A 23288-nucleotide genomic window follows, 5' to 3' on the forward strand; every position below is an offset into this window, starting at 1 on the left:
CGTTCCCACGCTCCGCGTGGGAATGCAGCCCGGGACGCTCTGCGTCCCAAGAGCCGAACGCGGAGCGTCCATTGAGGCATTCCCACGCGGAGCGTGGGAACGATCTGTGGCTAGAACCGCGACCCAGGCCTGCTCAAAAACGCCAACTCTTCAGGCGTACTCTCCCGCCCAAGAATCGCATTGCGATGGGGAAAGCGCCCAAACCTTGCGATGATTTTCTGATGCCGTTCGGCGTAATCGAGGTTATCGGCAAACACCGCACGATCCGCCTCGGGTTGCTGAGCCAGCAAGTCGGCAAAACGTGAGATGGCTTCGTTTTGCACCGCCAGATGCTCGCAATGCTCGAACACCAGGTAGATGAACACCCGCTGGATAGGCAGCAGTTGCCGATCGAAATCCGCGGCAATGCCTTGCGCCACCAGAGCCTGGGCTCTCAAGTCGCCTGCAAAGGATTTGGCGGTTTCGCGAAAGATCATTCGCGGTAACTGATCGAGTAACAACACCAGGGCCAGCCAACCTTCGGGACATTGCGTCCACTCGGTCAATCCGCCGGCCAGTGCCTGCTCCACCAGATCCCCGAAACGCGTGCGCGCTTCGAGGTCCTGGCTGTCACGCTTACCGAACCACAATGTGCCCTTGTCAGCCGCTACATCATTAGGTGCTTCGGCTGAACCGAACCACCATTCGAGCAACGGCTGCCAGGGCGCGGACATGGATTTATTCCTTGTGGTAAGCCGTGGCGCGTTGAACTTCTTCTTTCGAGCCCAGGAATACCGCCACACGCTGGTGCAGACCTTCCGGCTTGATGTCGAGGATCCGCTGGTGACCGTCGGTGGAAGCGCCGCCGGCCTGTTCAACCAGGAACGACATCGGGTTGGCTTCGTACATCAAACGCAGTTTGCCCGGCTTGGAGGGCTCGCGGCTGTCACGTGGGTACATGAACAGGCCACCACGGGTCAGGATGCGGTGCACGTCGGCCACCATCGCAGCGACCCAGCGCATGTTGTAGTTCTTCTTCAGCGGGCCTTCTTCGCCAGCCAGCAGTTCGCCGACGTAGCGTTGTACCGGCGCTTCCCAGTGACGCTGGTTGGACATGTTGATCGCGAATTCCTGGGTGGACTCCGGAATCTTGATGTCTTCATGGGTCAGCACGAAGCTGCCCATTTCACGGTCCAGGGTAAAGCCTTTCACGCCATCGCCCAGGGTCAGCACCAGCATGGTCTGCGGGCCGTAGATGGCATAACCGGCGGCTACCTGCTGGGTACCTGGCTGCAAGAACGCCTTTTCGTTCAAGGGTTCGTTCTGGCTCAGGTATTCGTTCGGGCAACGCAGCACCGAGAAGATAGTACCGACCGGCGCGTTGATATCGATGTTCGACGAACCGTCCAGTGGATCGAATACCAGCAGGTAGGCGCCTTTCGGGTATTTGCCCGGGATCTGGTAGGCATTGTCCATTTCTTCGGACGCCATGCCGGCCAGGTGACCGCCCCATTCGTTGGCTTCGAGCAGGATTTCGTTGGAAATCACGTCGAGCTTCTTCTGCACTTCGCCTTGCACGTTTTCGGTGCCCATGCTGCCCAGAACACCACCCAGGGCGCCTTTGGAGACGGCGTGGCTGATTTCCTTGCAAGCACGCGCCACCACTTCAATCAGGAAGCGCAGATCGGCAGGAGTGTTGTTGCTGCGGGTCTGCTCAATCAAATAGCGACTCAGGGTAACGCGGGACATGGATGGCTCCGGAGGATGGGGGGCTAAAAACCCGCGCAGTTTAGCGCGAGTCGAGGCGCATTTCCTCCTGTCAGACCCAGTTAAGGGAGATAGAGTTCATGCGCCGGGCTCAGCGTAGCCCGAAACCGGACGAATGAGCCTGAAGATTCCTCACGATTTCAGCAATCCTCTGTGACCGACAGAGCGTCCCTGCCTGCGATTTGGCGCGAGGTTCAGGTTTTCGCTGTTGGTTTGCGCAACAGGCTGAGCGCCATTGCCGCGAGGAGAACCACACCCAGCAAGAGCACAGCCCAAAGACCGATTTTCTTCCAGTCGGCGCCAGAGGCAACAGGCGTCGTTGTGGTCGGCTGAGTCGCCGCCGAACCACCGTCGACCCTGGCCTGGCCCAGTGCAGCCAAGCGCTTGGCGCTGTAATCCGGAATCAGCGTCGACAGCGGCAAATTCGCCGCTTTCACCGTCGGGCTGCCCAGCGCCAGCGTGTAAGGTCCTGCACCGCGAGCCAGGAACACCAGCTGCGTCGCCCGCACGGCAAAGCGCAACGCCGGGGCTTCAGCGCCCAGGCCTCCGCCACGCTCATCCACCGTCAGTTTCAACTGCTGAACGGTCTGACCGGGTAGCTGTAATTCGTCCTGCACGACGTCCTGACCGTTCTGGGTCAGGCGATAGAGCAAACCACCGCTTAGCGATTGCCACGGCAGACTACTTTCACGACGGCCATACAGGGTCACCGGAGCCAGGCTATTGGCTTGGCTGAGTTCAACCCGCAACCGCTCGATGCTCAGGCCCATCGGCAGTTGCCAGGTGTATTCACCCGCCTTGACGCTGCTGCCAGCCAACGGCTGCGACCAGACCAATGGTAGCGGCAGGCTGTTGATGCTGGCGCTCTCCAATTGGGCCGAGGTGAGGACCGGTGCAGATTGCGGGGTATTCCAAAGCAAGCGCAGGTACCGCGCCGACTGCCCAGGCAAACCGACTTCATGCTGCTCGACCCGCTCGTCGGCAAACGACAGGCGCGCCACCTGCCCCTCACCCCACGACTGCCAATGCTGCAAGTCATCGCTGGCTTCGATGCTGAAGCGCTGGAAGCCGTCACGCTCGCTGGTCCAGTCGAGAATCAACTGTTGCAATGGCGCCTTGATTGCACTGACATCCAGTAGCCAGCCGCGCAGGATTTCTTCACCGGCCTCCAGCTGACTGGAAGGCTGAACTTCGACCAAGGCGCCGTTGGCGTTCGATTGCACCCGAATACTCGGCGTGGCTTCGCTGGCGTCCGCCGAGCTGTACAACGGGAACCACTTCACGTCGGTCAGCGTGCGATTTTCGGTGGTTTGCGCCTGCTCACGGGCCAGCGCATAGGCCTGGGCTTCACCTGCAGCGTTGAACACCCGCACATCGCTCAGATCGGTCTGACGCGCGCCCAGTTGCACCGCCAGCGGTAACTCGAGGCGATACCAAGGGCCTTCACCGCTGAGGGTCAACGGCACTTGAGTGGTGAAATCCCCCGGCTTCTCCTGGGCATTGGCCGACAGTGCCACACACAATCCGACAGCCCCCAACCAACCCAGGCTCACTTTCTGACTCAAGACGACACTCCTTCAGATTCATTGGCCGGTTTTTCAGCACCCGGCTCAGCTTCGGCACGCTTGGGTGGCAGCGGCGCGAAATAGCCCACCACCAGCAGCAACACACCCACGCCGATAAACGACACGATCCGCGCCAGTCCGCCGCGGTTGCTCAACTCGATAAAGAACAGTTTGGCGACCACCACCGCGATCAACGCAGCGCCGATCAGCCAGATTTCGCGACGGTGACGCAAATGACCGCCGATCATCAGACTCAGGGCAATCAGCGTCCAGACGATCGACAGACCAGCCTGTACCAGCATCGACTCGAGCAGCGCATCCAGCTCAAATGGCACGCCGCCCCAATGGTGAGCGCTGCGCATCACCAGTGCGGTGAAGAAGGCGAACAGCGAGACACCCGCCACCAGTTGCGTAGCGCGTTCGGCATAGTCGGCGCGGATCGCCAATTGCGAGACTGCACTGCGGAACCAGACACAGGCCCCGAACAACGCGAACAACAGGCCCAGCTCCAGCGGGTTGAACAGCGGCACGTAAGGCAACGGCTCGGCGGTGCCGTCACTGGCGATATTGGCCAGCCAGACCCAACCGAGCATCAGCAATGCCAACGGCAGCGCCGCGTACAGACGGTATTCACGGGAATAACTCGAGACCGGCCACGGCCAGGTGCGTGGTGCGGCCATCAACACCAGATACAGGCTCGGCAGAATCGCCCAGCCCAACCAGCGCCAGGCGTTGTACTGCTCGGACAACAGCAGCAGGCTGTAACGCAGTTCCAGCGCCAGCACGCCGATCAGCAGCCAGCAACCCAGCACATGGGCAGTGCTCAAGGCCCTGGCCGAGAGCATTGGCGCCAATCGCCGCACAGACACAAAGTGCACAGCGAACACCGCCGCCCACGCCAGCCAGCCGAAGTTCGCCGCCGGGTGATAGCGAGCATGCCAGGCCGCGACCAATACCAGACCCGCAGCCGGCACCAGCAAGGTGCAGAGCAAGCCCAACGCCGACCACCTCAGGCGCAAAGCCAGCACGGCCCACACTGCGACACTCAGCGCCGCAACGGCCAGTAACAGCGCGGCATGCAGATCCGCCGGTGCGAAGCGCAACACTTCGCTGACCAACGCCAGCGCCCACCAGGCCGCCCCCCACACCAGCAGCAGTTCGGACAAACGCCGCAAACTCAAGGTATCAAACGCCGTCGCATGATTACCCAGCTGCAAGCGCCAGGCCCCGACCATCGCCGCCAGACCCAATACCATCGGCGTCCAGAAACCGCCGTGGGCCAATGGGCGCAAGCCTTCGCTGGATAACGGACCCAGCAGATCGGGGCCGGCAATCAGGAACGCCGCACCGCCGATGACCTGCAACAGCAGACCAAAGACAAAACTCACGCGTTGCTGCAAGTACAGACTCAACCAGATGATCAACAGACCACTGGCTGCCCACACCGCGCTTGCGGTTTGCCACGGCAGGACAAACAGCACAGCCAGATTGATCAGCACCAGACCCGCCAGCAACACCACCGACAGACCACGCAACAGCCGTACGTCGCTGCGCACCATGTCATCGCGTGCCGCCAGCAACATGCCACCGATCAACGCCAGACCGATCAAGGACGCACTGAGCAAACCACTCCAGCCTGCGCTCAATACCGCAAAGTCGCCCTGCGCGCCTTGCAGCCGCAGCAGGAACAACGCGCCGCCCAGCAGTTGCACAGCGAAAGCGCTAAACAGGAATGTCCGCGATTGCAGGCGCAGACCGACAAACAAGGTCGCCAGCCCCGCCAGCGCCCAACTGATAGCCGTGCCGTGAGTCAAGAAAAACAACGGTGCCAACAGATAGAGGAACCCCAGGCCACCGCAGGCCAGTACTGGCAACGCCTTGCGCTCCCGGTTCGACGCTTGCTCGGGCAAGGCGTTGCGCAGTTGATAAAAACTGAACAGCAAGGCCGCACCCAGCAGCAAAGCCCCCAACGGCGCGCCGTCCAGCAGGCTCGCCTCGTCAATACGCAGTTCACTGAGGAACGCCAGCGCAGAGCCCACTTGCAGCAGCAAGGCAAATGCCCGGGCCAAAGGTCGTTGCTGACGCAGGCCGAGCCAGAAAATCCCCGCGCCTTCCACCGCCCAGGCCGCTGCGGTCCACCGGGCATCCAGCCCAAGCGGGATCGCCAGGCTGGCGAATATCACCCCCAGCGCCAGGCAGGTTTCCCCCAGCAACAGCGCTCGCCCGCCAGCGAGCAAACGGGCCAGACTCATGTAGACGATGCCCAGCGCCAGCGCGCTGAACGCCGTCGCGAACTCCAGATGCTGGACCAGCGCGAACTGCAAACCGAAACCAACCAGCGGCGGGCCGAACAGCATCGAGCCATCAACATAGTCGCCCTTGTGGGCCGACCAACGCAGCAGCGCCTCGCGGCCGTCGTCTTCTGGCGCATCGCTCATCTCGAGTAACTTGCGCCGCGCGAACAGCAGCCCTAGCGCCAGGTACATCAGGAAGAACAGAATCAGAAACGGCTCGGTGCTCCACAACAGCTGCGGTGTGTAAGAGCGTAGGCCCCAGGCGAAGCTAATGCCGAAGGTGCCGACGAAACCGATCAGATTGAGCAACCGCCAGGCCTTGAACCAGGCGATGCCCAGGATGCCAGCGTTGAGCAAGGCGAAGTAGCTGAACAACGCAACATGGTTGCCCGCGCCAGTGGAGGTCAGGATCGGCGCGGCAAAGCCACCGAGGGCCGCCGCTGCAGCCAGGCCCAAGGCGTCCTGAGTGATCGCCAGAATCGCCGAGAACACCGTGACGGCCACCAACAAACTCAAGGCGGCAGTCGGATCGAGCAGCGGATGCAGGCGCATTGCGGCGAACACCGTCAGGTACAACACCGCGATCCCGGTCCCCTGCAGCATCAACGCGAAGTTGCTGTTGCGCAGACGCAGCCACCAACCCACCCCGAGCAGGCCAAGCGCGCAAGCGGCGACCCCGGCGTAACGCAGCTCGATCGGCACAACCATGCCTTCGGTGGCGTAGCGCAGCAAGAACGCCAAACCGAGGAACAACAGCACCACACCGACCCGCAGCACCGTGTTGCCGCCAAACAACCAATTGCGTGCACCGGCAAAGGCGCGCTCGATCAGATTCGGCTCGCGGGGGCCGGCCGGGGTGGCCGGTTTTCCTGGTGCGTTGGCACCGGACTCCGGCTTCCAGGCATCGACAGGCGGTGGCGTGCCCGGCTCTGGCACAACAGAGAATTGCTCGGGTTCAAACTCGACCGGCCATTCCCAGACCAATTCAGGAACCGCACGCAAAGGCGCCGCTATCGGTTCCGGCGCTTCGCTCAAGTCGGGTTGATCTGGCCGGACAGATTCGCTGGCCGCCGTCGGTGCAGGCTGCCCGGCAGCTTTGTCAGCAGACACTTCAAGCTGCGCCAGCCGTTGCTCGACAGCCGCTAAAGCCTTCTGCGCCAGTTCCAGTTGCTGGCGCTGCTGCGCCGCTTGCGAACTCAAACGCCCGAGACGGATAGCCTGCCCCACGCCAAGCCCGATCAGAGCACCGAGCAGCGCATCGCTGAAGGACTCAGCGAGTACCCAGCCCAGCACCAGCCCTATCAACATGAAAATCCATTGCATGGTCGATATCCCTAAGCGGCTCATGGTCCGTTAAGGGTGCCAATACCTGCACTACTTTGCGCCGAAGACACTCACTCACGTAGCAGCAGACTGACAGCAACTGCTACGCAAGGTGTTTCAGCCCGCAGCCGAGTAGATACCAAACGCGCAGACGGACAGATCCAGGTCGTTCAAACCTGGCAAAACTACCGTCTAGTATATCGGTGCGGCCCAACAGGAGTTGGGCCTTGCTCGCATTTGTCGCTAAATATTACAAGAAGTGGACTACTCCAGCGCTTTCCAGATTTCGGTGGCGTACTCACGAATCGTCCGGTCGGATGAGAACCAGCCCATCCGGGCGCTGCTTAGCACCGCCGAACGCCACCACTCTTTGGAATCGTGCCAATGGGCCTCCACCCGTGCTTGAGCGTTCCAGTATGAATCGAAGTCGGCGCAGACCAGGAAGCGGTCATAGTCGATCAACGAATCGATCATGCTGGTATAACGGGCAGGATCGTCCGGCGAGAACACTCCGCCGCGAATCGCTTCCAGTACATCGTTGAGCCGATGGGAGGCCGCGATATCGGGAGTTGCGTTGAACTCGCCATTACGTTTGCGCGCTTCAACCTGCTGGGCGCTGAGACCAAAGATAAACATGTGTTCAGCCCCGATACGCTCGCACATCTCCACGTTGGCACCGTCCATCGTACCGATGGTCAGCGCACCGTTGAGGCCGAATTTCATGTTGCTGGTGCCCGACGCCTCGAAACCGGCGGTGGAAATCTGCTCTGACAGGTCGGCTGCCGGAATGATGCTCTCCGCCAGACTCACGTTGTAGTTAGGCAGGAACACTACCTTGAGCAGGCCACGCACGGTCGGGTCGTGGTTCACGGTGCGAGCGATGTCATTGGTCAGCTTGATGATCAACTTGGCCTGGTGATAACTGGCCGCGGCCTTACCGGCGAAGATCTTCACCCGCGGCACCCAATCGATTTCAGGCTCGGCGCGAATCGCCTGGTACAGCGCCACGGTGTGCAGCAGGTTGAGCAACTGACGCTTGTATTCGTGAATCCGTTTGACCTGCACATCAAACATCGCTTCCGGGTTTACCGCGATCCCCAACCGCTCATGAATGATGTTGGCCAAGGCTCTTTTGCTGTGCAGGCGCTGCTCGGCGAACTGCTTGCGGAACGCCGTTTTCTCAGCGAACGGCTCCAGTTCAACCAGGCGTTGCTCGGGGTTGTCCAGCACATCATGGCCCAACGCCTTGACCATCATCGCCGTCAGCTCCGGGTTGGTCTGGTACAGCCAACGGCGGAAGGTGATGCCGTTGGTCTTGTTGTTGATCCGCTCCGGATAAAGTTTGTGCAGCTCGGAAAACACCGTGCTGCGCATCAATTGGGTATGCAGAGCGGATACACCGTTGACACTGTGAGAGCCCAGGAACGCCAGGTTGCCCATGCGAACACGGCGGCCGTTGTCCTCTTCAATCAGCGATACCGCGCGCAACACGTCAAAATCGTGAATGCCCTTTGCCCGCAGCGAATCGATGTGCTGGGCGTTGATCAGGTAAATGATCTGCATATGCCGCGGCAGCATCCGCTCCATCAGCCCCACCGGCCAGGTTTCCAGCGCTTCGGGCAGTAACGTATGGTTGGTGTAGGACAGCGTGTCGACGGTGACCTTCCAGGCCGCGTCCCACTCGATACCGTGCAAATCGACCAACTGGCGCATCAGCTCGGCCACGGCAATCGAGGGATGGGTGTCGTTGAGCTGGATCGCGGCGTGCTCGCCAAGGCTCAGCACCGAGTCATGCATGTTCTTGTGCCGACGCAACAAATCCTGCAGGGATGCCGAGACGAAGAAATACTCCTGACGCAACCGCAACTCCTGCCCGGCCTCGGTGCTGTCGGCCGGATAGAGCACACGGGAAATACTTTCCGCCCGCGCGACTTCGGCCACCGCGCCCAAGTGGTCGCCAGCATTGAAACGCTCCAGATGCAGGTCTTCCATCGCCCGCGCCCGCCACAGACGCAGGGTGTTGACGCTGGCACCGCGCCAACCGACCACCGGCGTGTCGTAAGCCACCGCCCGGACGGTTTCCACCGGCCACCAGACTTGCTTGGCCTTGCCGGTTTCATCGGTCACCGTATCAACGCTGCCGCCAAAGCCGATGGGGTAGATCACCTCAGGGCGCTCGAACTCCCACGGATTGCCGAAATCCAGCCAGTTCTCGGTCTGTTCCTGCTGCCAGCCATCGACAACTGCCTGGCGGAACAAGCCGTGTTCATAACGAATACCATAACCATGGCCGGCGATACCGAGGGTCGACATGCTTTCCATGAAACACGCCGCCAATCGACCAAGACCACCATTGCCCAACGCCGCATCCGGCTCCAGCAGGCGAATGCGCTCAAGGTCGACACCCAATTCGGCCAAGGCTTCGCGCGCCACGTCCAGCAGGCCGAGATTGCTCAGGCTGTCGTAGAGCAGACGACCGATCAAAAATTCCAGGGAGAGGTAGTACACACGCTTCTGAACCTTGCGGTAGATCTGTCGCGTGTGGTCCATCCAGTGTTCGACCATATGGTCCCGCGCTGCCAAAGCAATGGCTTCGAACCAGTCATGGTCAAACGCGTGATCCGGGTCCTTGCCTACCGCGTAGGTGAGTTTGTTCAAGACAGCGGCGCGAAATGCGGCCACCACCTCTGCGTCACGAACAAGCAGTTCCTGAGTCATCGATACGACCTCGAACGAGATAGACGGCATGGAATTGTCTGAGCCTAGTCGGTCTGACAGGAGGCAAAGGTTCTGGTTCGGCGTTTTTTTCAATTGCCCGAGTCAACCTTTTGCCACGGCCGGTACGCCCTGAAAAGATGCAGAAGCCGTGCCGATCCGACCTAAATGCCCTGAGCGGGTGAAAAACCGGCAAATGGTTGTTCACACATCCACCAACCCCGGTATCATCGCGCGCCCTGATACACCCCCTGGAAACACACCTGATGAAGCCCCAACTGATCGCCGCCGCGGAAATCGACCGACTCGATACCTGGGCGAAATACTCCAGTCATATGTGCGGTGGCTGTGTTTCCAGCTGCTGCACCCTGCCGGTCGAAGTGAAGATCAAAGACTTGATCCGCATCGGCATCGTCGATGAATTCGAGCGCGGCGACCCGCCAAAGAACATCGCCAAACGCTTGCAAAAAGAAGGCATCGTCGAGCGTTACAACCAGAAGTCGGAAATTTTTACCCTCCAGCGCATGAGCAACAACGATTGCCTTTATCTGGACCGCAAGAGCCGCCTGTGCACCATTTACGAAAAACGCCCGGACACCTGCCGCAATCACCCGAAGATCGGGCCGCGGCCGGGGTATTGCGCGTACAAGCCTAAAGAAGTCGAGCGCGATACAAGCCGCAAGACACTGGACAAGTTTTGATCAAAATTCTCGTGGTCTGACAGACCGCTATCGCGAGCAAGCTCGCTCCTACAGGAGTTTGCGTGCACTTGTAGGAGCGAGCTTGCTCGCGATAACGCCAGATCAGACACCACAAATCTTGCAGACAAAAAAACGCCCCCGACCTTGCGGTCGGGGGCGTTTTTTTAACAGCTAACTAACGAATCAGTTGCCGCTTTTCTTGGCAGCGCGGGTACGCTCGCTTTCGCCCAGGATCTTCTTGCGAAGACGGATGGACTTAGGAGTGACTTCACACAGCTCGTCTTCTTGTACGAATTCCAGAGCCTGCTCCAGAGTGAAACGTACAGGCGGAACCAGAGCGATGGTTTCGTCTTTACCCGAAGCACGCATGTTGTCGAGCTTCTTGCCTTTAGTCGGGTTAACACCCAGGTCGTTGTCGCGGCTGTTCAGGCCAACGATTTGACCTTCATAGATGTCCTGGCCGTGTTCGATGAACAGCTTGCCACGCGACTGCAGGGTTTCCAGCGAGTAGGTCAGAGCCTTACCGGTAGCTACCGATACCAGCACGCCGTTCTGACGGCCGGACATGTCGCCGGACTTCATCGCGTCGTAACGGTCGAAGATCGAGGTCAGGATGCCAGCACCGGAGGTCAGGGTCAGGAACTCGTTACGGAAACCGATCAGGCCACGGGCCGGGATGTTGTACTCAAGGCGCACACGGCCCTTGCCATCCGGAACCATGTTGGTCAGGTCGCCTTTACGGATACCCATTTGTTCCATGATCGAACCCTGGGATTCTTCCGGCAGATCGATGGTCACGTTTTCGTACGGTTCGTGCTTCACGCCGTCAACCAGACGGATGATCACTTCCGGACGACCAACACCCATTTCGAAGCCTTCGCGACGCATGGTTTCGATCAGTACCGAAAGGTGCAGCTCACCACGGCCGGATACTTTGAACTTATCAGCCGAGTCGCCTTCTTCAACGCGCAGTGCCACGTTGTACAGCAACTCTTTGTCCAGACGCTCCTTGATGTTACGGCTGGTCACGAACTTGCCTTCTTTACCGCAGAAAGGCGAGTCGTTTACCTGGAAGGTCATGGAAACGGTTGGCTCGTCGACGGTCAACGGCTTCATCGCTTCGACGTTCAGTGGGTCGCACAGGGTGTCGGAGATGAACAGTTGCTCGAAGCCGCTGATGCAGACGATGTCGCCGGCAGCTGCTTCTTCAACGTCGATACGGTGCAGACCGTGGTGACCCATCAGCTTCAGGATACGACCGGTACGCTTCTTGCCGTCGGCGTCGATAGCGACAACCGGAGTGTTCGGCTTGATGCGACCACGAGCGATACGGCCAACGCCGATAACACCCAGGAAGCTGTTGTAGTCCAGAGCGGAAATTTGCATCTGGAACGGACCGTCACGGTCGACTTTCGGCGCAGGTACGTTGTCGACGATCGACTGGTACAGCGGGGTCATGTCTTCAGCCATGTCGGTGTGGTCCAGACCGGCAATACCGTTCAGGGCCGAAGCGTAGACGACTTTGAAGTCCAGCTGTTCTTCGGTGGCACCCAGGTTGTCGAACAGGTCGAAGATCTGGTCCAGAACCCAGTCCGGACGCGCGCCTGGACGGTCAACCTTGTTGATCACCACGATTGGACGCAGGCCGGCTTCGAAAGCCTTCTTGGTCACGAAACGGGTTTGCGGCATAGGGCCGTCTTGAGCGTCAACCAGCAGCAGAACGGAGTCAACCATCGACATTACGCGTTCAACTTCGCCGCCGAAGTCGGCGTGGCCCGGGGTGTCCACGATGTTGATGTGGTAGCCGTTCCAGTTGATGGCGGTGTTTTTCGCCAGAATGGTAATACCGCGCTCTTTCTCCTGGTCGTTGGAGTCCATCACGCGCTCGTCGTTGAGCTCGTTGCGCTCCAGGGTGCCGGATTGACGCAGGAGTTTGTCTACCAGGGTGGTTTTACCATGGTCAACGTGAGCAATGATGGCGATGTTGCGTAGATTTTCGATCACTTGTGTATCTCGATCAGAGGATTCGGTGTGCTGACAAGTCTTGGCAGCGATTTACAGTAGAGTCAGGCCTTGCCGTTACAGCTTGACGGCGGCGTCGGGGGGCCGGTGACGCAGGCCACAGGCATACAGCCCCGGGCTCTTAGCTCGGTCGATAAACGCGCACATTGGCATGCCCCTCACTGAGCAAATGGTGGGCATGCAGGCGACTCATCACGCCTTTGTCGCAATACAGCAGGTACTGGCGAGTAGGGTCCAGTTCCTTGAAACGAGCGTTCAATGCATAAAACGGCATCGCTTGTACCTCGATGCCAGCGAGCTCCAGCGGATCGTCTTCGGCGGCATCCGGGTGACGGATGTCGATGATGATCTGACCGGCCAGCGCCTCACTGACTTCTTCAACCTGCACATCCTGGCCCAATTCGTCGATCACCCGATCGATCGGCACCAGTTTGGCGTTTTCGAGCGCACGCTCGAGCACCGCCATATCGAATTCTTTCTCTTCATGCTCCACGCGCGGACGCTTGGCGTGGGTCTTGGGGTTCACCGAAATGACCCCGCAATACTCCGGCATGTGCTTGGCGAAGTCGGCGGTGCCGATTTCGTTGGCAAGGTCAATGATGTCCTGCTTGTGACTGGCGATCAGCGGGCGCAACACCAGCTTGTCGGTCACGCAGTCGATCACGGACAGGTTCGGCAGCGTCTGGCTGGAAACCTGGGAAATCGCTTCGCCGGTCACCAGCGCATCGATGTCCAGCCGATCAGCGATTCGGGACGCAGCGCGCAACATCATACGCTTCAATACTACGCCCATATGACTGTTATCGACTTTGCCGAGAATTTCTCCCAGCACTTCCTCGAATGGCACACTGACAAATAACACGCGCTGGGAGCTGCCGTACTTCTTCCAGATGAAGTGCGCGACTTCCATCACGCCCAATTCGTGGGCACGCCCACCGAGATTGAAGAAGCAGAAATGGCTCATCAGCCCGCGGCGCATGATCTGGTAGGCCGCTACAGTCGAATCGAAACCGCCGGACATCAACACCAGGGTCTGTTCGAGGGCGCCCAACGGATAACCGCCGATGCCGTTGTGCTGGCTGTGAATCACAAACAACCGTTGGTCGCGAATTTCCATCCGCACTTCGATTGCCGGCGTTTTCAAGGAAATCCCGGCGGCGCCGCACTGACGACGCAGCTGGCTACCGACGTATTTCTCGACGTCCATCGAGGTAAATTCGTGCTTGCCGGCGCGCTTGCAGCGCACTGAAAAGATCTTGCCCGGCAAGGCATCACCGAAGTGCTGTTTGCACTTGGCGACGATGTCGTCGAAGTCGCCCAACGGGTACTCGTCGACCTGCAGGAAATGCGCGATGCCCGGCATGCAGCTCAGGCGATCAGTCATATCCTTCAAGGCTTTCGGCTCGCTGACCTGTGTTTCCAGCTCAAGATTGTCCCACACACCGTTCACCACTACCGCTGGGTCCAGATCGCGGAGCACGGCACGGATGTTCTTGGCCAGCTGGCGGATGAAACGCATCCGTACCGGGCGGCTCTTGATAGTGATTTCGGGGAAAACTTTTACGATTAGTTTCATGAAAACAGCGCGCGAGGGGCCAGCTGAAAAAGGGGGGCGCGGATTATAGCGGAAATTGCTCAAGGTTTAACCAGTTAATATACAGATGGCCCTTGACGCACTAAAACGGTGCGTTAAGGCTTTTTGACGCCACATTACAGTGCGAAAAACCCGCGGAATTTCCCGCGCTCACCTATATATGCGTGAGTTTGGGGCGAAAAACCCAAGTCGGGGCACTGGCATGCAATTTGCTCCCTTGTGAGGCAGGTTGCCTTGGCAGAGTATTCGCGCCGGCATCACCCACATTCTAAGGGCACTCCACTACCAGCCCGAAGCCACCCGGAGGACACTATGTCGAAGTCGGTTCAACTCATCAAAGATCATGACGTCAAATGGATTGATCTGCGCTTCACTGACACAAAAGGCACTCAGCACCACGTGACCATGCCGGCCCGTGATGCGCTGGATGAAGATTTCTTCGAAATCGGCAAAATGTTCGACGGCTCCTCCATCGCCGGCTGGAAAGGCATCGAAGCCTCCGACATGATCCTGCTGCCGGACGACTCTACCGCTGTTCTCGATCCGTTCACCGAAGAGCCGACCCTGATCCTGGTCTGCGACATCATCGAACCTTCGACCATGCAAGGCTATGACCGCGACCCACGCGCCATTGCCCACCGTGCCGAGGAATACCTGAAGTCCACCGGTATCGGCGACACCGTATTCGTTGGTCCAGAGCCAGAATTCTTCATCTTCGACGAAGTGAAGTTCAAGTCCGACATCTCCGGCTCCATGTTCAAGATCTTCTCCGAACAAGGTTCGTGGATGTCTGACCAGGACGTCGAAGGCGGTAACAAAGGCCACCGTCCAGGCGTCAAAGGCGGCTACTTCCCGGTTCCTCCGTTCGACCACGACCACGAAATCCGTACCTCCATGTGCAATGCCATGGAAGAAATGGGCCTGGTCATCGAAGTTCACCACCACGAAGTGGCGACTGCCGGCCAGAACGAAATCGGCGTCAAGTTCAACACCCTGGTAGCCAAGGCTGACGAAGTTCAGACCCTGAAATACTGCGTACACAACGTTGCCGACGCTTACGGCCGCACCGCGACCTTCATGCCTAAGCCGCTGTACGGCGACAACGGCTCGGGTATGCACGTTCACATGTCCATCTCCAAAGATGGCAAGAACACCTTCGCTGGCGAAGGTTATGCCGGCCTGTCCGACACCGCCCTGTACTTCATCGGCGGTATCATCAAGCACGGTAAGGCCCTGAACGGCTTCACCAACCCGTCGACCAACTCCTACAAGCGTCTGGTCCCAGGTTTCGAAGCTCCAGTAATGCTGGCCTACTCGGCTCGCAACCGTTCCGCTTCGATCCGTATTCCTTACGTGTCCAGCCCTAAAGCTCGCCGTATCGAAGCTCGCTTCCCGGATCCAGCAGCCAACCCGTACTTGGGCTTCGCTGCACTGTTGATGGCTGGCCTGGACGGCATCCAGAACAAGATCCACCCAGGCGATGCTGCTGACAAAAACCTGTACGACCTGCCGCCTGAAGAGGCTAAAGAGATCCCACAAGTTTGCGGCAGCCTGAAAGAAGCCCTGGAAGAGCTGGACAAAGGTCGTGCGTTCCTGACCAAAGGCGGCGTTTTCAGCGACGACTTCATCGACGCTTACATCGCCCTGAAAAGCGAAGAAGAAATCAAAGTACGTACCTTCGTACACCCACTGGAATACGAGCTGTACTACAGCTGCTAATCCGGTAGCGCTCGCGCAAGCGGCGTAACAGAGGCCTCCTTCGGGAGGCCTTTTTTGTGGGCGCGATACACGCCAGAGAGCTCATACTGACATCGCACCGTGATGCCTTCATCAAACGGAAGTCCAAGCGCCGGGAAATCGGGCCCTCATTGATCACCCCCAGTCAGGTAACGCAAAAACGTGTCCAATTGACACAGGGTAATCCCAAGCCAGTGAACCCGAGCGATACCACCCCACAGCCAATGGCAAGGAAAGCCAAAGAAGAAAAGAGCAGCATCTTTTCATTCTTCTAAACGCCGCCCAGGTTTGCGCACTATATTGGTGCAATGAATTGCACCCCACCCACTTATCAACCCATTTTGGTTCGAAAATACCCGGAGAAGCTGGCAGAACGCCACGCAATCGAGCTTCAAACGCCTGTTTCAGGGGTTTAACGCTTCTTTTCGGAGCCTTGGTTTGGTTTTTGCATTTTCCTCATATCAGCGCTATATCCGCGCGCGCAATCCGGGACCGGCCCCGGGTTGTATTGCTTCAAAAGAGGTCACCATATACTCATGACCATCAGCGACACACTGCACCGCTTGCTACTCGACAACCTGACCACCGCGACCATTCTGCTCAACGCGGACCTGCGCCTTGAGTACATGAACCCCGCGGCGGAAATGCTGCTGGCCATCAGCGGCCAGCGCAGTCATGGGCAATTCATCAGCGAGCTGTTCACCGAATCGGCCGAAGCCCTGAACTCCTTGCGCCAGGCCGTCGAGCAGGCTCACCCGTTCACCAAGCGCGAAGCGATGCTCACTGCGCTGACCGGCCAGACCCTGACCGTCGATTACGCCGTGACGCCGATCCTCAGCAATGGCAACACCCTGCTGCTGCTGGAAGTCCACCCGCGTGACCGCTTGCTGCGAATCACCAAGGAAGAGGCTCAGCTGTCCAAACAGGAAACCAGCAAGATGCTGGTGCGCGGCCTGGCCCATGAGATCAAGAACCCTCTGGGCGGGATTCGCGGCGCCGCACAGTTGCTGGCCCGCGAGCTACCGGAAGAAAGCCTCAAGGATTACACCAACGTCATCATCGAAGAGGCCGATCGCCTGCGCAACCTGGTGGATCGCATGCTCGGCTCGAACAAACTGCCGTCACTGGCGATGACCAACATCCATGAAGTGCTCGAGCGCGTGGGCAGTCTGGTGGAAGCAGAAAGCCAGGGCTGCATCACCTTGGTGCGCGATTATGACCCGAGCATTCCTGACGTATTGATCGACCGCGAACAGATGATCCAGGCAGTACTCAACATCGTGCGCAACGCCATGCAGGCCATCAGCAGCCAGAACGAACTGCGCCTGGGCCGGATCAGCCTGCGCACCCGCGCGATGCGTCAGTTCACCATTGGCCATGTGCGCCATCGGTTGGTGACCAAGATCGAAATCATCGACAACGGCCCGGGCATCCCCGCCGAATTGCAAGAAACCATCTTCTTCCCGATGGTCAGCGGCCGTCCGGACGGTACCGGGCTGGGCCTTGCCATTACTCAGAACATCATCAGCCAGCACCAGGGCCTGATCGAATGTGACAGCCATCCTGGCCACACCACGTTCTCGATCTTTCTGCCACTGGAACAAGGAGCCCCATCGACATGAGCCGTAGTGAAACCGTGTGGATCGTCGATGACGACCGTTCTATCCGTTGGGTTCTGGAAAAGGCCTTGCAACAAGAAGGCATGACCACCCAAAGCTTCGACAGTGCCGATGGCGTGATGAGCCGCCTGGCTCGCCAGCAACCGGATGTGATCATCTCCGACATCCGTATGCCGGGCACCAGCGGTCTGGACCTGTTGGCGCGGATTCGCGAACAGCACCCACGGTTGCCAGTGATCATCATGACGGCTCACTCCGACCTGGACAGCGCTGTCGCGTCCTATCAGGGTGGTGCTTTCGAGTACCTGCCCAAGCCGTTCGATGTTGACGAAGCCGTTTCCCTGGTCAAACGCGCCAACCAGCACGCCCAGGAACAGCAAGGCCTGGAAGTGGTGCCGACCCTGACCCGCACCCCGGAAATCATTGGCGAAGCACCGGCGATGCAGGAAGTGTTTCGCGCTATCGGTCGTCTCAGCCACTCCAACATCACCGTATTGATCAACGGCGAATCCGGCACCGGTAAAGAACTGGTGGCCCACGCCTTGCACCGTCACAGCCCACGGGCGGCGTCACCGTTCATTGCCCTGAACATGGCCGCGATCCCCAAGGATCTGATGGAATCCGAGCTGTTCGGCCACGAGAAAGGCGCGTTTACCGGTGCAGCCAACCTGCGCCGCGGACGTTTCGAACAAGCCGATGGCGGCACGTTGTTTCTCGATGAGATCGGCGACATGCCGGCCGACACCCAGACGCGTCTGTTGCGGGTATTGGCCGATGGCGAGTTTTACCGGGTCGGCGGTCACACGCCGGTCAAGGTCGATGTACGCATCATCGCCGCGACTCACCAGAATCTGGAAACCCTGGTTCATGCCGGGAAATTCCGTGAAGACTTGTTCCACCGCCTCAATGTGATTCGTATCCACATCCCGCGCATGTCGGACCGCCGCGAAGACATTCCGACCCTGGCCAAGCACTTCCTCAGCCGCGCCGCGCAAGAGCTGGCAGTCGAGCCAAAACTGCTGAAGAGCGAAACCGAGGAATACCTGAAAAACCTGCCGTGGCCCGGCAACGTGCGTCAACTGGAGAACACGTGCCGCTGGATCACGGTGATGGCTTCGGGTCGCGAAGTACATATCAGCGACCTGCCACCAGAACTGCTGAACCTGCCACAAGACTCTGCACCGGTGACCAACTGGGAGCAGGCGCTACGCCAATGGGCCGATCAGGCGCTGGCACGCGGTCAATCGAGCCTGCTCGACAGTGCAGTGCCGAGCTTCGAGCGGATCATGATCGAAACAGCCCTCAAACACACCGCCGGCCGCCGCCGCGACGCCGCCGTGCTGCTGGGCTGGGGCCGCAACACCTTGACCCGCAAGATCAAGGAACTGGGGATGAAGGTCGATGGCGGTGATGATGACGAGGGAGATGAGGGTTAAGTCCTGATCCCCCCGATCGTTCCCACGCTCTGCTTGGTAACGCCTCTATGGGCGCTCCGCGCCCACTGTCACGCAGAGCGCCACGGGATGCATGCCCACGCGGAGCGTGGGTACGATCAATGTACATCTGCCCGCGATGCTTTTGGGCTTTCGTGCACCGCAATGGTGTGCGTGCACTGCCTCAACGCATCGTGAGCTGCGATCGAGCAGAAACAAAAACCTGAAAAACTCAGTTTTTCTCTCTGAAAACAAAATCCCCTAAAACGCAAAAGCCCCGAAATACGGGGCTTTCAGCGGCACCCAAAGGGTTTTCAACTCGTTTTATCAAAAACTGGCACGCCCCCTGCAATAGTCCAAGCACAACCCAGTTTCGGGGACCTTGGTACAGGCAGGCCGGGGATTCCCCTCTTTACACTTGGGGCTCACGACGCAAACAGCGACGAGCCCCGCCCGGTTTCGGGGACCTTGGTACAGGCAGGCCGGGGATTCCCCTCTTTACACTTGGGGCTCATGACGCAGACAGCGACGAGCCCCACCCGGTTTCGGGAACCTTGGTACAGGCAGGCCGGGGATTCCCTCTTTTATTCCTCCCGGAGATGGATCTCCAGCCGCCAGCGCCCGTCCACCTCAGCACCAGCCCACTCACCACGCAACGGTCGGGCCGCCACCAGACTCAGTAACAACCCCGCATCCGCAGCCCTTACCCGCCAGTTCGCACTCCTGTCGTTGACCTTCAGACGGCCGTTCTGAGCCCTGCCCGTCGCGTCGAACAATAGCGCGACAGTCCCGTCGATATGTTCACCGTGGATCTTCGGCTCATTGTTGAACCACACCACCAGGCCGTCAGCGACAACCTCCACCTGCTGCAACTCAGTGGGATCCGGCGCCGTCAGGCGACCGATCATCAGCCCGACCATCATGCCGACAATCGCCAAAGAGCCGAGCACCCGCAGTAATAGCTTCGGCTGCGGGTCTGCTTCAGGCGTAGAATGCAGCCCATCTTTACCTTCGGAGCCGTGCATGTTTCACGTCATCCTATTTCAACCAGAAATTCCGCCGAATACCGGCAACGTTATCAGGCTGTGCGCCAACAGTGGCTGCCACCTGCATTTGATCGAGCCCCTGGGCTTCGAGATGGACGACAAGCGCCTGCGCCGGGCCGGTCTCGATTATCACGAGTACGCCACCTTGCAACGCCATGCCGACCTCGTCAGCTGCCTGGAAAGCCTCGGCCAGCCGCGCTTGTTCGCCTTTACCACCAAAGGTTCGCGGCCGTTTCACGATGCCAGCTTTGCCGAAGGTGATGCTTTTCTCTTTGGCCCGGAAAGCCGTGGCCTGCCCGCCGACGTACTGGACGCCCTACCGGCCGAACAACGACTGCGCCTGCCGATGCGTGAAGGCTGCCGCAGTCTCAACCTGTCTAACACCGTCGCCGTGGCGGTTTACGAAGGCTGGCGGCAGCTCGGCTTCAAATAACCACACATCCTGATCGTTCCCACGCTCCTGCGTGGGAATGCAGCCCGTGACGCTCTGCGTCACTGGACGCGGAGGGTCCCTTGAGGCATTCCCACGCAAAGCATGGGAATGATCGAGCCACGTATTCCAGCCCCATGAAAAAAGCGCCTGTAACGGCGCTTTTTTCGTCAACATCGAACGCTTATTGCACAGTCGGCGATTCGCCGGCGGCCTGCATGCGTTGCAGTTCTTGCGCGTACAGTGCGTCGAAGTTCACCGGAGCCAGCATCAGGGCCGGGAACGAACCGCGAGTCACCAGGCTGTCCAGGGTTTCGCGAGCGTACGGGAACAGGATGTTCGGGCAGAACGCGCCCAGGGTGTGGCTCATCGAAGCGTCGTCCAGGTTCTTGATCAGGAAGATCCCGGCCTGTTGCACTTCAGCGATGAACGCGACCTCTTCACCGTTCTTCACAGTAACCGACAGGGTCAGCACGACTTCGTGGAAGTCACCTTCCAGAGCTTTCTGACGGGTGTTCAGATCCAGGCCGACGGTCGGCTCCCACTGCTGGCGAAAGATCGCCGGGCTTTTCGGGGCTTCGAAGGACAGGTCACGCACGTAGATGCGCTGCAGGGAGAATTGCGGTGCGGTTTCTTCTTCGCTAGCTGCAGTGTTCTGTTGGTCAGTCATCTCGGATCCTTTCTGATCTCGGGTCTTGTAGGGTAAGGAATTCAAGCCTTGAGCATGGCGTCGAGCTTGCCGGCGCGCTCCAGGGCAAACAAATCATCACAGCCGCCAACGTGGGTGCTGCCGATCCAGATCTGCGGCACGGACGTACGCCCGGCCTTCTGAGCCATCGCGGCACGCACCTGCGGCTTGCCATCGACCTTGATCTCTTCGAAGGCTACGCCTTTGTTCTCGAGCAGGTACTTGGCTCGCGAACAATAAGGGCAGTAATCGCTGGAATAGACGACGACGTTGTTCATATCACTTCACCAGCGGCAGATTGTCGGCTTTCCAGCTGGAAATACCACCGGACAGCTTGGCGGCGGTGAAGCCGGCCTTTATCAGTTCGCGGGCATGAGTGCCGGCAGTCTGGCCCATGGCGTCGACCAGAATAATGGTCTTGGCCTTGTGCTTTTCCAGTTCACCGACGCGAGCGGTCAGTTTGTCCTGAGGAATGTTCAACGCGCCTACGATGTGACCGGCGGCGAAATCCTTGGTCGGACGAATGTCAATTACCACGCCTGCGTCTTTGTTGACTAGCCCGGTCAGTTCACCGGTGCTCAGGCTGCGGCCGCCGCCTTGCATCTGATAAGCGATCAGCAACGCCAGCAGTACGACGAAGATACCGACGAGCAGATAGTGGTTAGTGGCAAATTCAATCAGGTGAGCAACCATCGAAGGAGGTTCCAGGGCGTTAAAATGTCGGCCAGTATACACAGCCGCCTTGGCCGACCACACCCCGCCCGGCGGTGACGCGGTCGGAACTTAGCTTTAAACTGCCACTCCCTTTTCCATCGCCTCTTTCAATCCAGCCACGAGTGGAATCTATGACTACCACGCCTAAACCTTTGGTCCTGATGATTCTGGATGGCTTCGGTTACAGTGAAAGCCAAGAACACAACGCCGTCTATTCGGCCAAAAAGCCAGTCCTTGACCGTCTGTGCGCCACTGTCCCGAACGGTTTGATCTCGGGCTCAGGCATGGACGTCGGCCTGCCGGACGGCCAAATGGGCAACTCGGAAGTCGGCCACATGAACCTTGGCGCCGGCCGCGTGGTGTACCAGGACTTCACCCGAGTGACCAAATCGATCCGCGACGGCGAGTTTTTCGAAAATCCGACCATCTGCGCGGCGGTAGATAAAGCCGTGGCCGCTGGCAAAGCGGTGCATCTGCTCGGCCTCTTGTCCGAAGGCGGAGTGCATAGCCATCAGGACCACCTGGTGGCCATGACCGAGCTGGCGTTCAAGCGTGGCGCGGAGAAAATCTACCTGCACGCCTTTCTCGACGGCCGTGACACTCCGCCAAAAAGCGCCCAATCGTCAATCGAACTGCTTGATGAAACCTTCAGAACCCTTGGAAAGGGCCGGATCGCCAGCATCATTGGCCGCTACTTCGCCATGGACCGCGACAACCGTTGGGACCGTGTGTCCCAGGCCTACGAGCTGATCGTCGACGGCAAGGGTGAATTCAACGCGGCCACTGCTCAGCAAGGCCTACAAGCTGCGTACGAACGCGGCGAGAGCGACGAATTCGTTAAAGCCACAACCATTGGTACGCCGGTCAAGGTCGAAGACGGCGATGCCGTGGTCTTCATGAACTTCCGCGCCGACCGCGCTCGCGAGCTCACCCGGGTGTTTGTCGAAGACGGCTTCAACGACTTCGAACGCGCCCGCCAGCCGAAACTGGCCGGTTTCGTCATGCTCACTCAATACGCGGCAAGCATTCCAGCACCGTCGGCGTTTGCGCCGGGCAGCCTGGAAAACGTGCTGGGCGATTACCTGGCAAAAAACGGCAAGACTCAGCTGCGCATTGCCGAGACCGAGAAGTACGCCCACGTGACCTTCTTCTTCTCTGGCGGCCGTGAAGAACCTTTCCCGGGCGAAGAGCGCATCCTGATCCCGTCGCCGAAAGTCGCGACTTATGACCTGCAACCTGAAATGAGCGCGCCGCAAGTCACCGACAAAATCGTCGACGCCATCGAAAACCAGCGTTACGACGTCATCATCGTCAACTATGCCAACGGCGACATGGTCGGTCACAGCGGCGTGTTCGAGGCAGCAGTGAAGGCCGTTGAATGCCTGGATCTGTGTGTTGGGCGGATTGTCGAGGCACTGGAAAAGGTCGGCGGCGAGGCACTGATCACGGCTGACCACGGCAACGTCGAGCAGATGTCGGACGAGACCACAGGTCAAGCCCATACCGCTCACACGACTGAGCCGGTACCGTTCATCTATGTCGGCAAACGCGACCTTAAAGTCCGCGAAGGCGGGGTACTGGCCGACGTGGCGCCGACCATGCTCAAACTGCTGGGTCTCAAGCAACCTGAAGAAATGACTGGCACTTCGATACTAGTCTGA

17 protein-coding genes are annotated in these 23288 nt (G+C 59.2%); 6 read left to right on the forward strand and 11 right to left on the reverse strand.

What is annotated here, in order from left to right:
• Positions 1–110 precede the first annotated feature (110 nt).
• The 5 genes from AC07W5_RS05470 to AC07W5_RS05490 form a co-directional block, all read right to left on the reverse strand.
• On the reverse strand, positions 111–713 hold the full coding sequence (locus tag AC07W5_RS05470; RefSeq protein WP_495011036.1) for a DUF924 family protein: 603 nt from the start codon (positions 711–713) through the stop codon (positions 111–113).
• A gap of 4 nt (positions 714–717) precedes the next feature.
• Positions 718–1728 (reverse strand): class 1 fructose-bisphosphatase, encoded by a 1011-nt coding sequence (locus AC07W5_RS05475; protein ID WP_494994335.1) that lies wholly within the window; start codon positions 1726–1728, stop codon positions 718–720.
• Positions 1729–1940: 212 nt separating this feature from the next.
• Positions 1941–3311, reverse strand: a complete 1371-nt coding sequence (locus tag AC07W5_RS05480; protein WP_495022916.1) for a DUF3999 domain-containing protein — start codon at positions 3309–3311, stop codon at positions 1941–1943.
• Positions 3308–6928 carry a DUF2339 domain-containing protein gene (locus AC07W5_RS05485; protein ID WP_495022917.1) on the reverse strand — a complete coding sequence of 1207 codons (3621 nt, stop codon included), beginning with the start codon at positions 6926–6928 and terminating at the stop codon, positions 3308–3310. Before AC07W5_RS05485 ends, AC07W5_RS05480 begins: the two co-directional genes overlap by 4 nt.
• A 264-nt stretch (positions 6929–7192) precedes the next feature.
• On the reverse strand, positions 7193–9646 hold the full coding sequence (locus AC07W5_RS05490; RefSeq protein WP_495023004.1) for a glycogen/starch/alpha-glucan phosphorylase: 2454 nt from the start codon (positions 9644–9646) through the stop codon (positions 7193–7195).
• A 263-nt stretch (positions 9647–9909) separates the two neighbouring features.
• Here AC07W5_RS05490 and AC07W5_RS05495 point away from each other — a divergent pair, with 263 nt between their 5' ends.
• Positions 9910–10344: a YkgJ family cysteine cluster protein gene (locus AC07W5_RS05495; protein ID WP_494994338.1), complete on the forward strand. Its 435-nt coding sequence runs from the start codon at positions 9910–9912 to the stop codon at positions 10342–10344.
• Between the two features lie 183 nt (positions 10345–10527).
• On the opposite strand, the gene typA is transcribed toward AC07W5_RS05495, so the two are convergent.
• Entirely contained in the window at positions 10528–12348 is a 1821-nt protein-coding gene (gene typA, locus AC07W5_RS05500) for a translational GTPase TypA (RefSeq protein WP_494994339.1), read from the reverse strand.
• Positions 12349–12487: 139 nt separating this feature from the next.
• Entirely contained in the window at positions 12488–13942 is a 1455-nt protein-coding gene (gene thiI, locus AC07W5_RS05505; protein WP_494994340.1) for a tRNA uracil 4-sulfurtransferase ThiI, read from the reverse strand.
• Positions 13943–14272: 330 nt separating this feature from the next.
• Here thiI and glnA point away from each other — a divergent pair, with 330 nt between their 5' ends.
• From glnA to ntrC, 3 genes are all read left to right on the forward strand, one after another.
• Positions 14273–15679 carry a glutamate--ammonia ligase gene (gene glnA / locus AC07W5_RS05510; protein ID WP_494994341.1) on the forward strand — a complete coding sequence of 469 codons (1407 nt, stop codon included), beginning with the start codon at positions 14273–14275 and terminating at the stop codon, positions 15677–15679.
• Positions 15680–16233: 554 nt separating this feature from the next.
• Positions 16234–17319: a nitrogen regulation protein NR(II) gene (gene glnL / locus AC07W5_RS05515; RefSeq protein ID WP_494994342.1), complete on the forward strand. Its 1086-nt coding sequence runs from the start codon at positions 16234–16236 to the stop codon at positions 17317–17319.
• On the forward strand, positions 17316–18752 hold the full coding sequence (gene ntrC / locus AC07W5_RS05520) for a nitrogen regulation protein NR(I) (RefSeq protein ID WP_494994343.1): 1437 nt from the start codon (positions 17316–17318) through the stop codon (positions 18750–18752). Before glnL ends, ntrC begins: the two co-directional genes overlap by 4 nt.
• Positions 18753–19333: 581 nt before the next feature.
• Here ntrC and AC07W5_RS05525 read toward each other — a convergent pair.
• Positions 19334–19774 (reverse strand): hypothetical protein, encoded by a 441-nt coding sequence (locus tag AC07W5_RS05525; RefSeq protein ID WP_495022918.1) that lies wholly within the window; start codon positions 19772–19774, stop codon positions 19334–19336.
• On the opposite strand from AC07W5_RS05525, the gene AC07W5_RS05530 reads away from it, so the two are divergent.
• Entirely contained in the window at positions 19773–20228 is a 456-nt protein-coding gene (locus AC07W5_RS05530) for a tRNA (cytidine(34)-2'-O)-methyltransferase (RefSeq protein WP_495022919.1), read from the forward strand. The genes AC07W5_RS05525 and AC07W5_RS05530 overlap by 2 nt on opposite strands.
• Before the next feature lie 181 nt (positions 20229–20409).
• On the opposite strand, the gene secB is transcribed toward AC07W5_RS05530, so the two are convergent.
• Genes secB through AC07W5_RS05545 form a run of 3 tightly spaced genes read right to left on the reverse strand, consistent with a single transcriptional unit; the run spans position 20410 to position 21606 of the window.
• Entirely contained in the window at positions 20410–20895 is a 486-nt protein-coding gene (gene secB, locus AC07W5_RS05535) for a protein-export chaperone SecB (RefSeq protein ID WP_494994346.1), read from the reverse strand.
• A 41-nt stretch (positions 20896–20936) separates the two neighbouring features.
• Positions 20937–21191, reverse strand: coding sequence for a glutaredoxin 3 (gene grxC, locus AC07W5_RS05540; RefSeq protein ID WP_007939440.1), 255 nt, complete (start codon positions 21189–21191; stop codon positions 20937–20939).
• Between the two features lies 1 nt (position 21192).
• A complete protein-coding gene (locus tag AC07W5_RS05545) occupies positions 21193–21606 on the reverse strand; it encodes a rhodanese-like domain-containing protein (RefSeq protein ID WP_494994347.1) in 414 nt (137 codons plus the stop codon).
• A 152-nt stretch (positions 21607–21758) separates the two neighbouring features.
• Between AC07W5_RS05545 and gpmI the strand changes: the two genes are divergently transcribed.
• Positions 21759–23288, forward strand: coding sequence for a 2,3-bisphosphoglycerate-independent phosphoglycerate mutase (gpmI, locus tag AC07W5_RS05550; RefSeq protein WP_495022920.1), 1530 nt, complete (start codon positions 21759–21761; stop codon positions 23286–23288).

It is taken from the genome of Pseudomonas sp. GW821-FHT01E05, assembly GCF_059422425.1.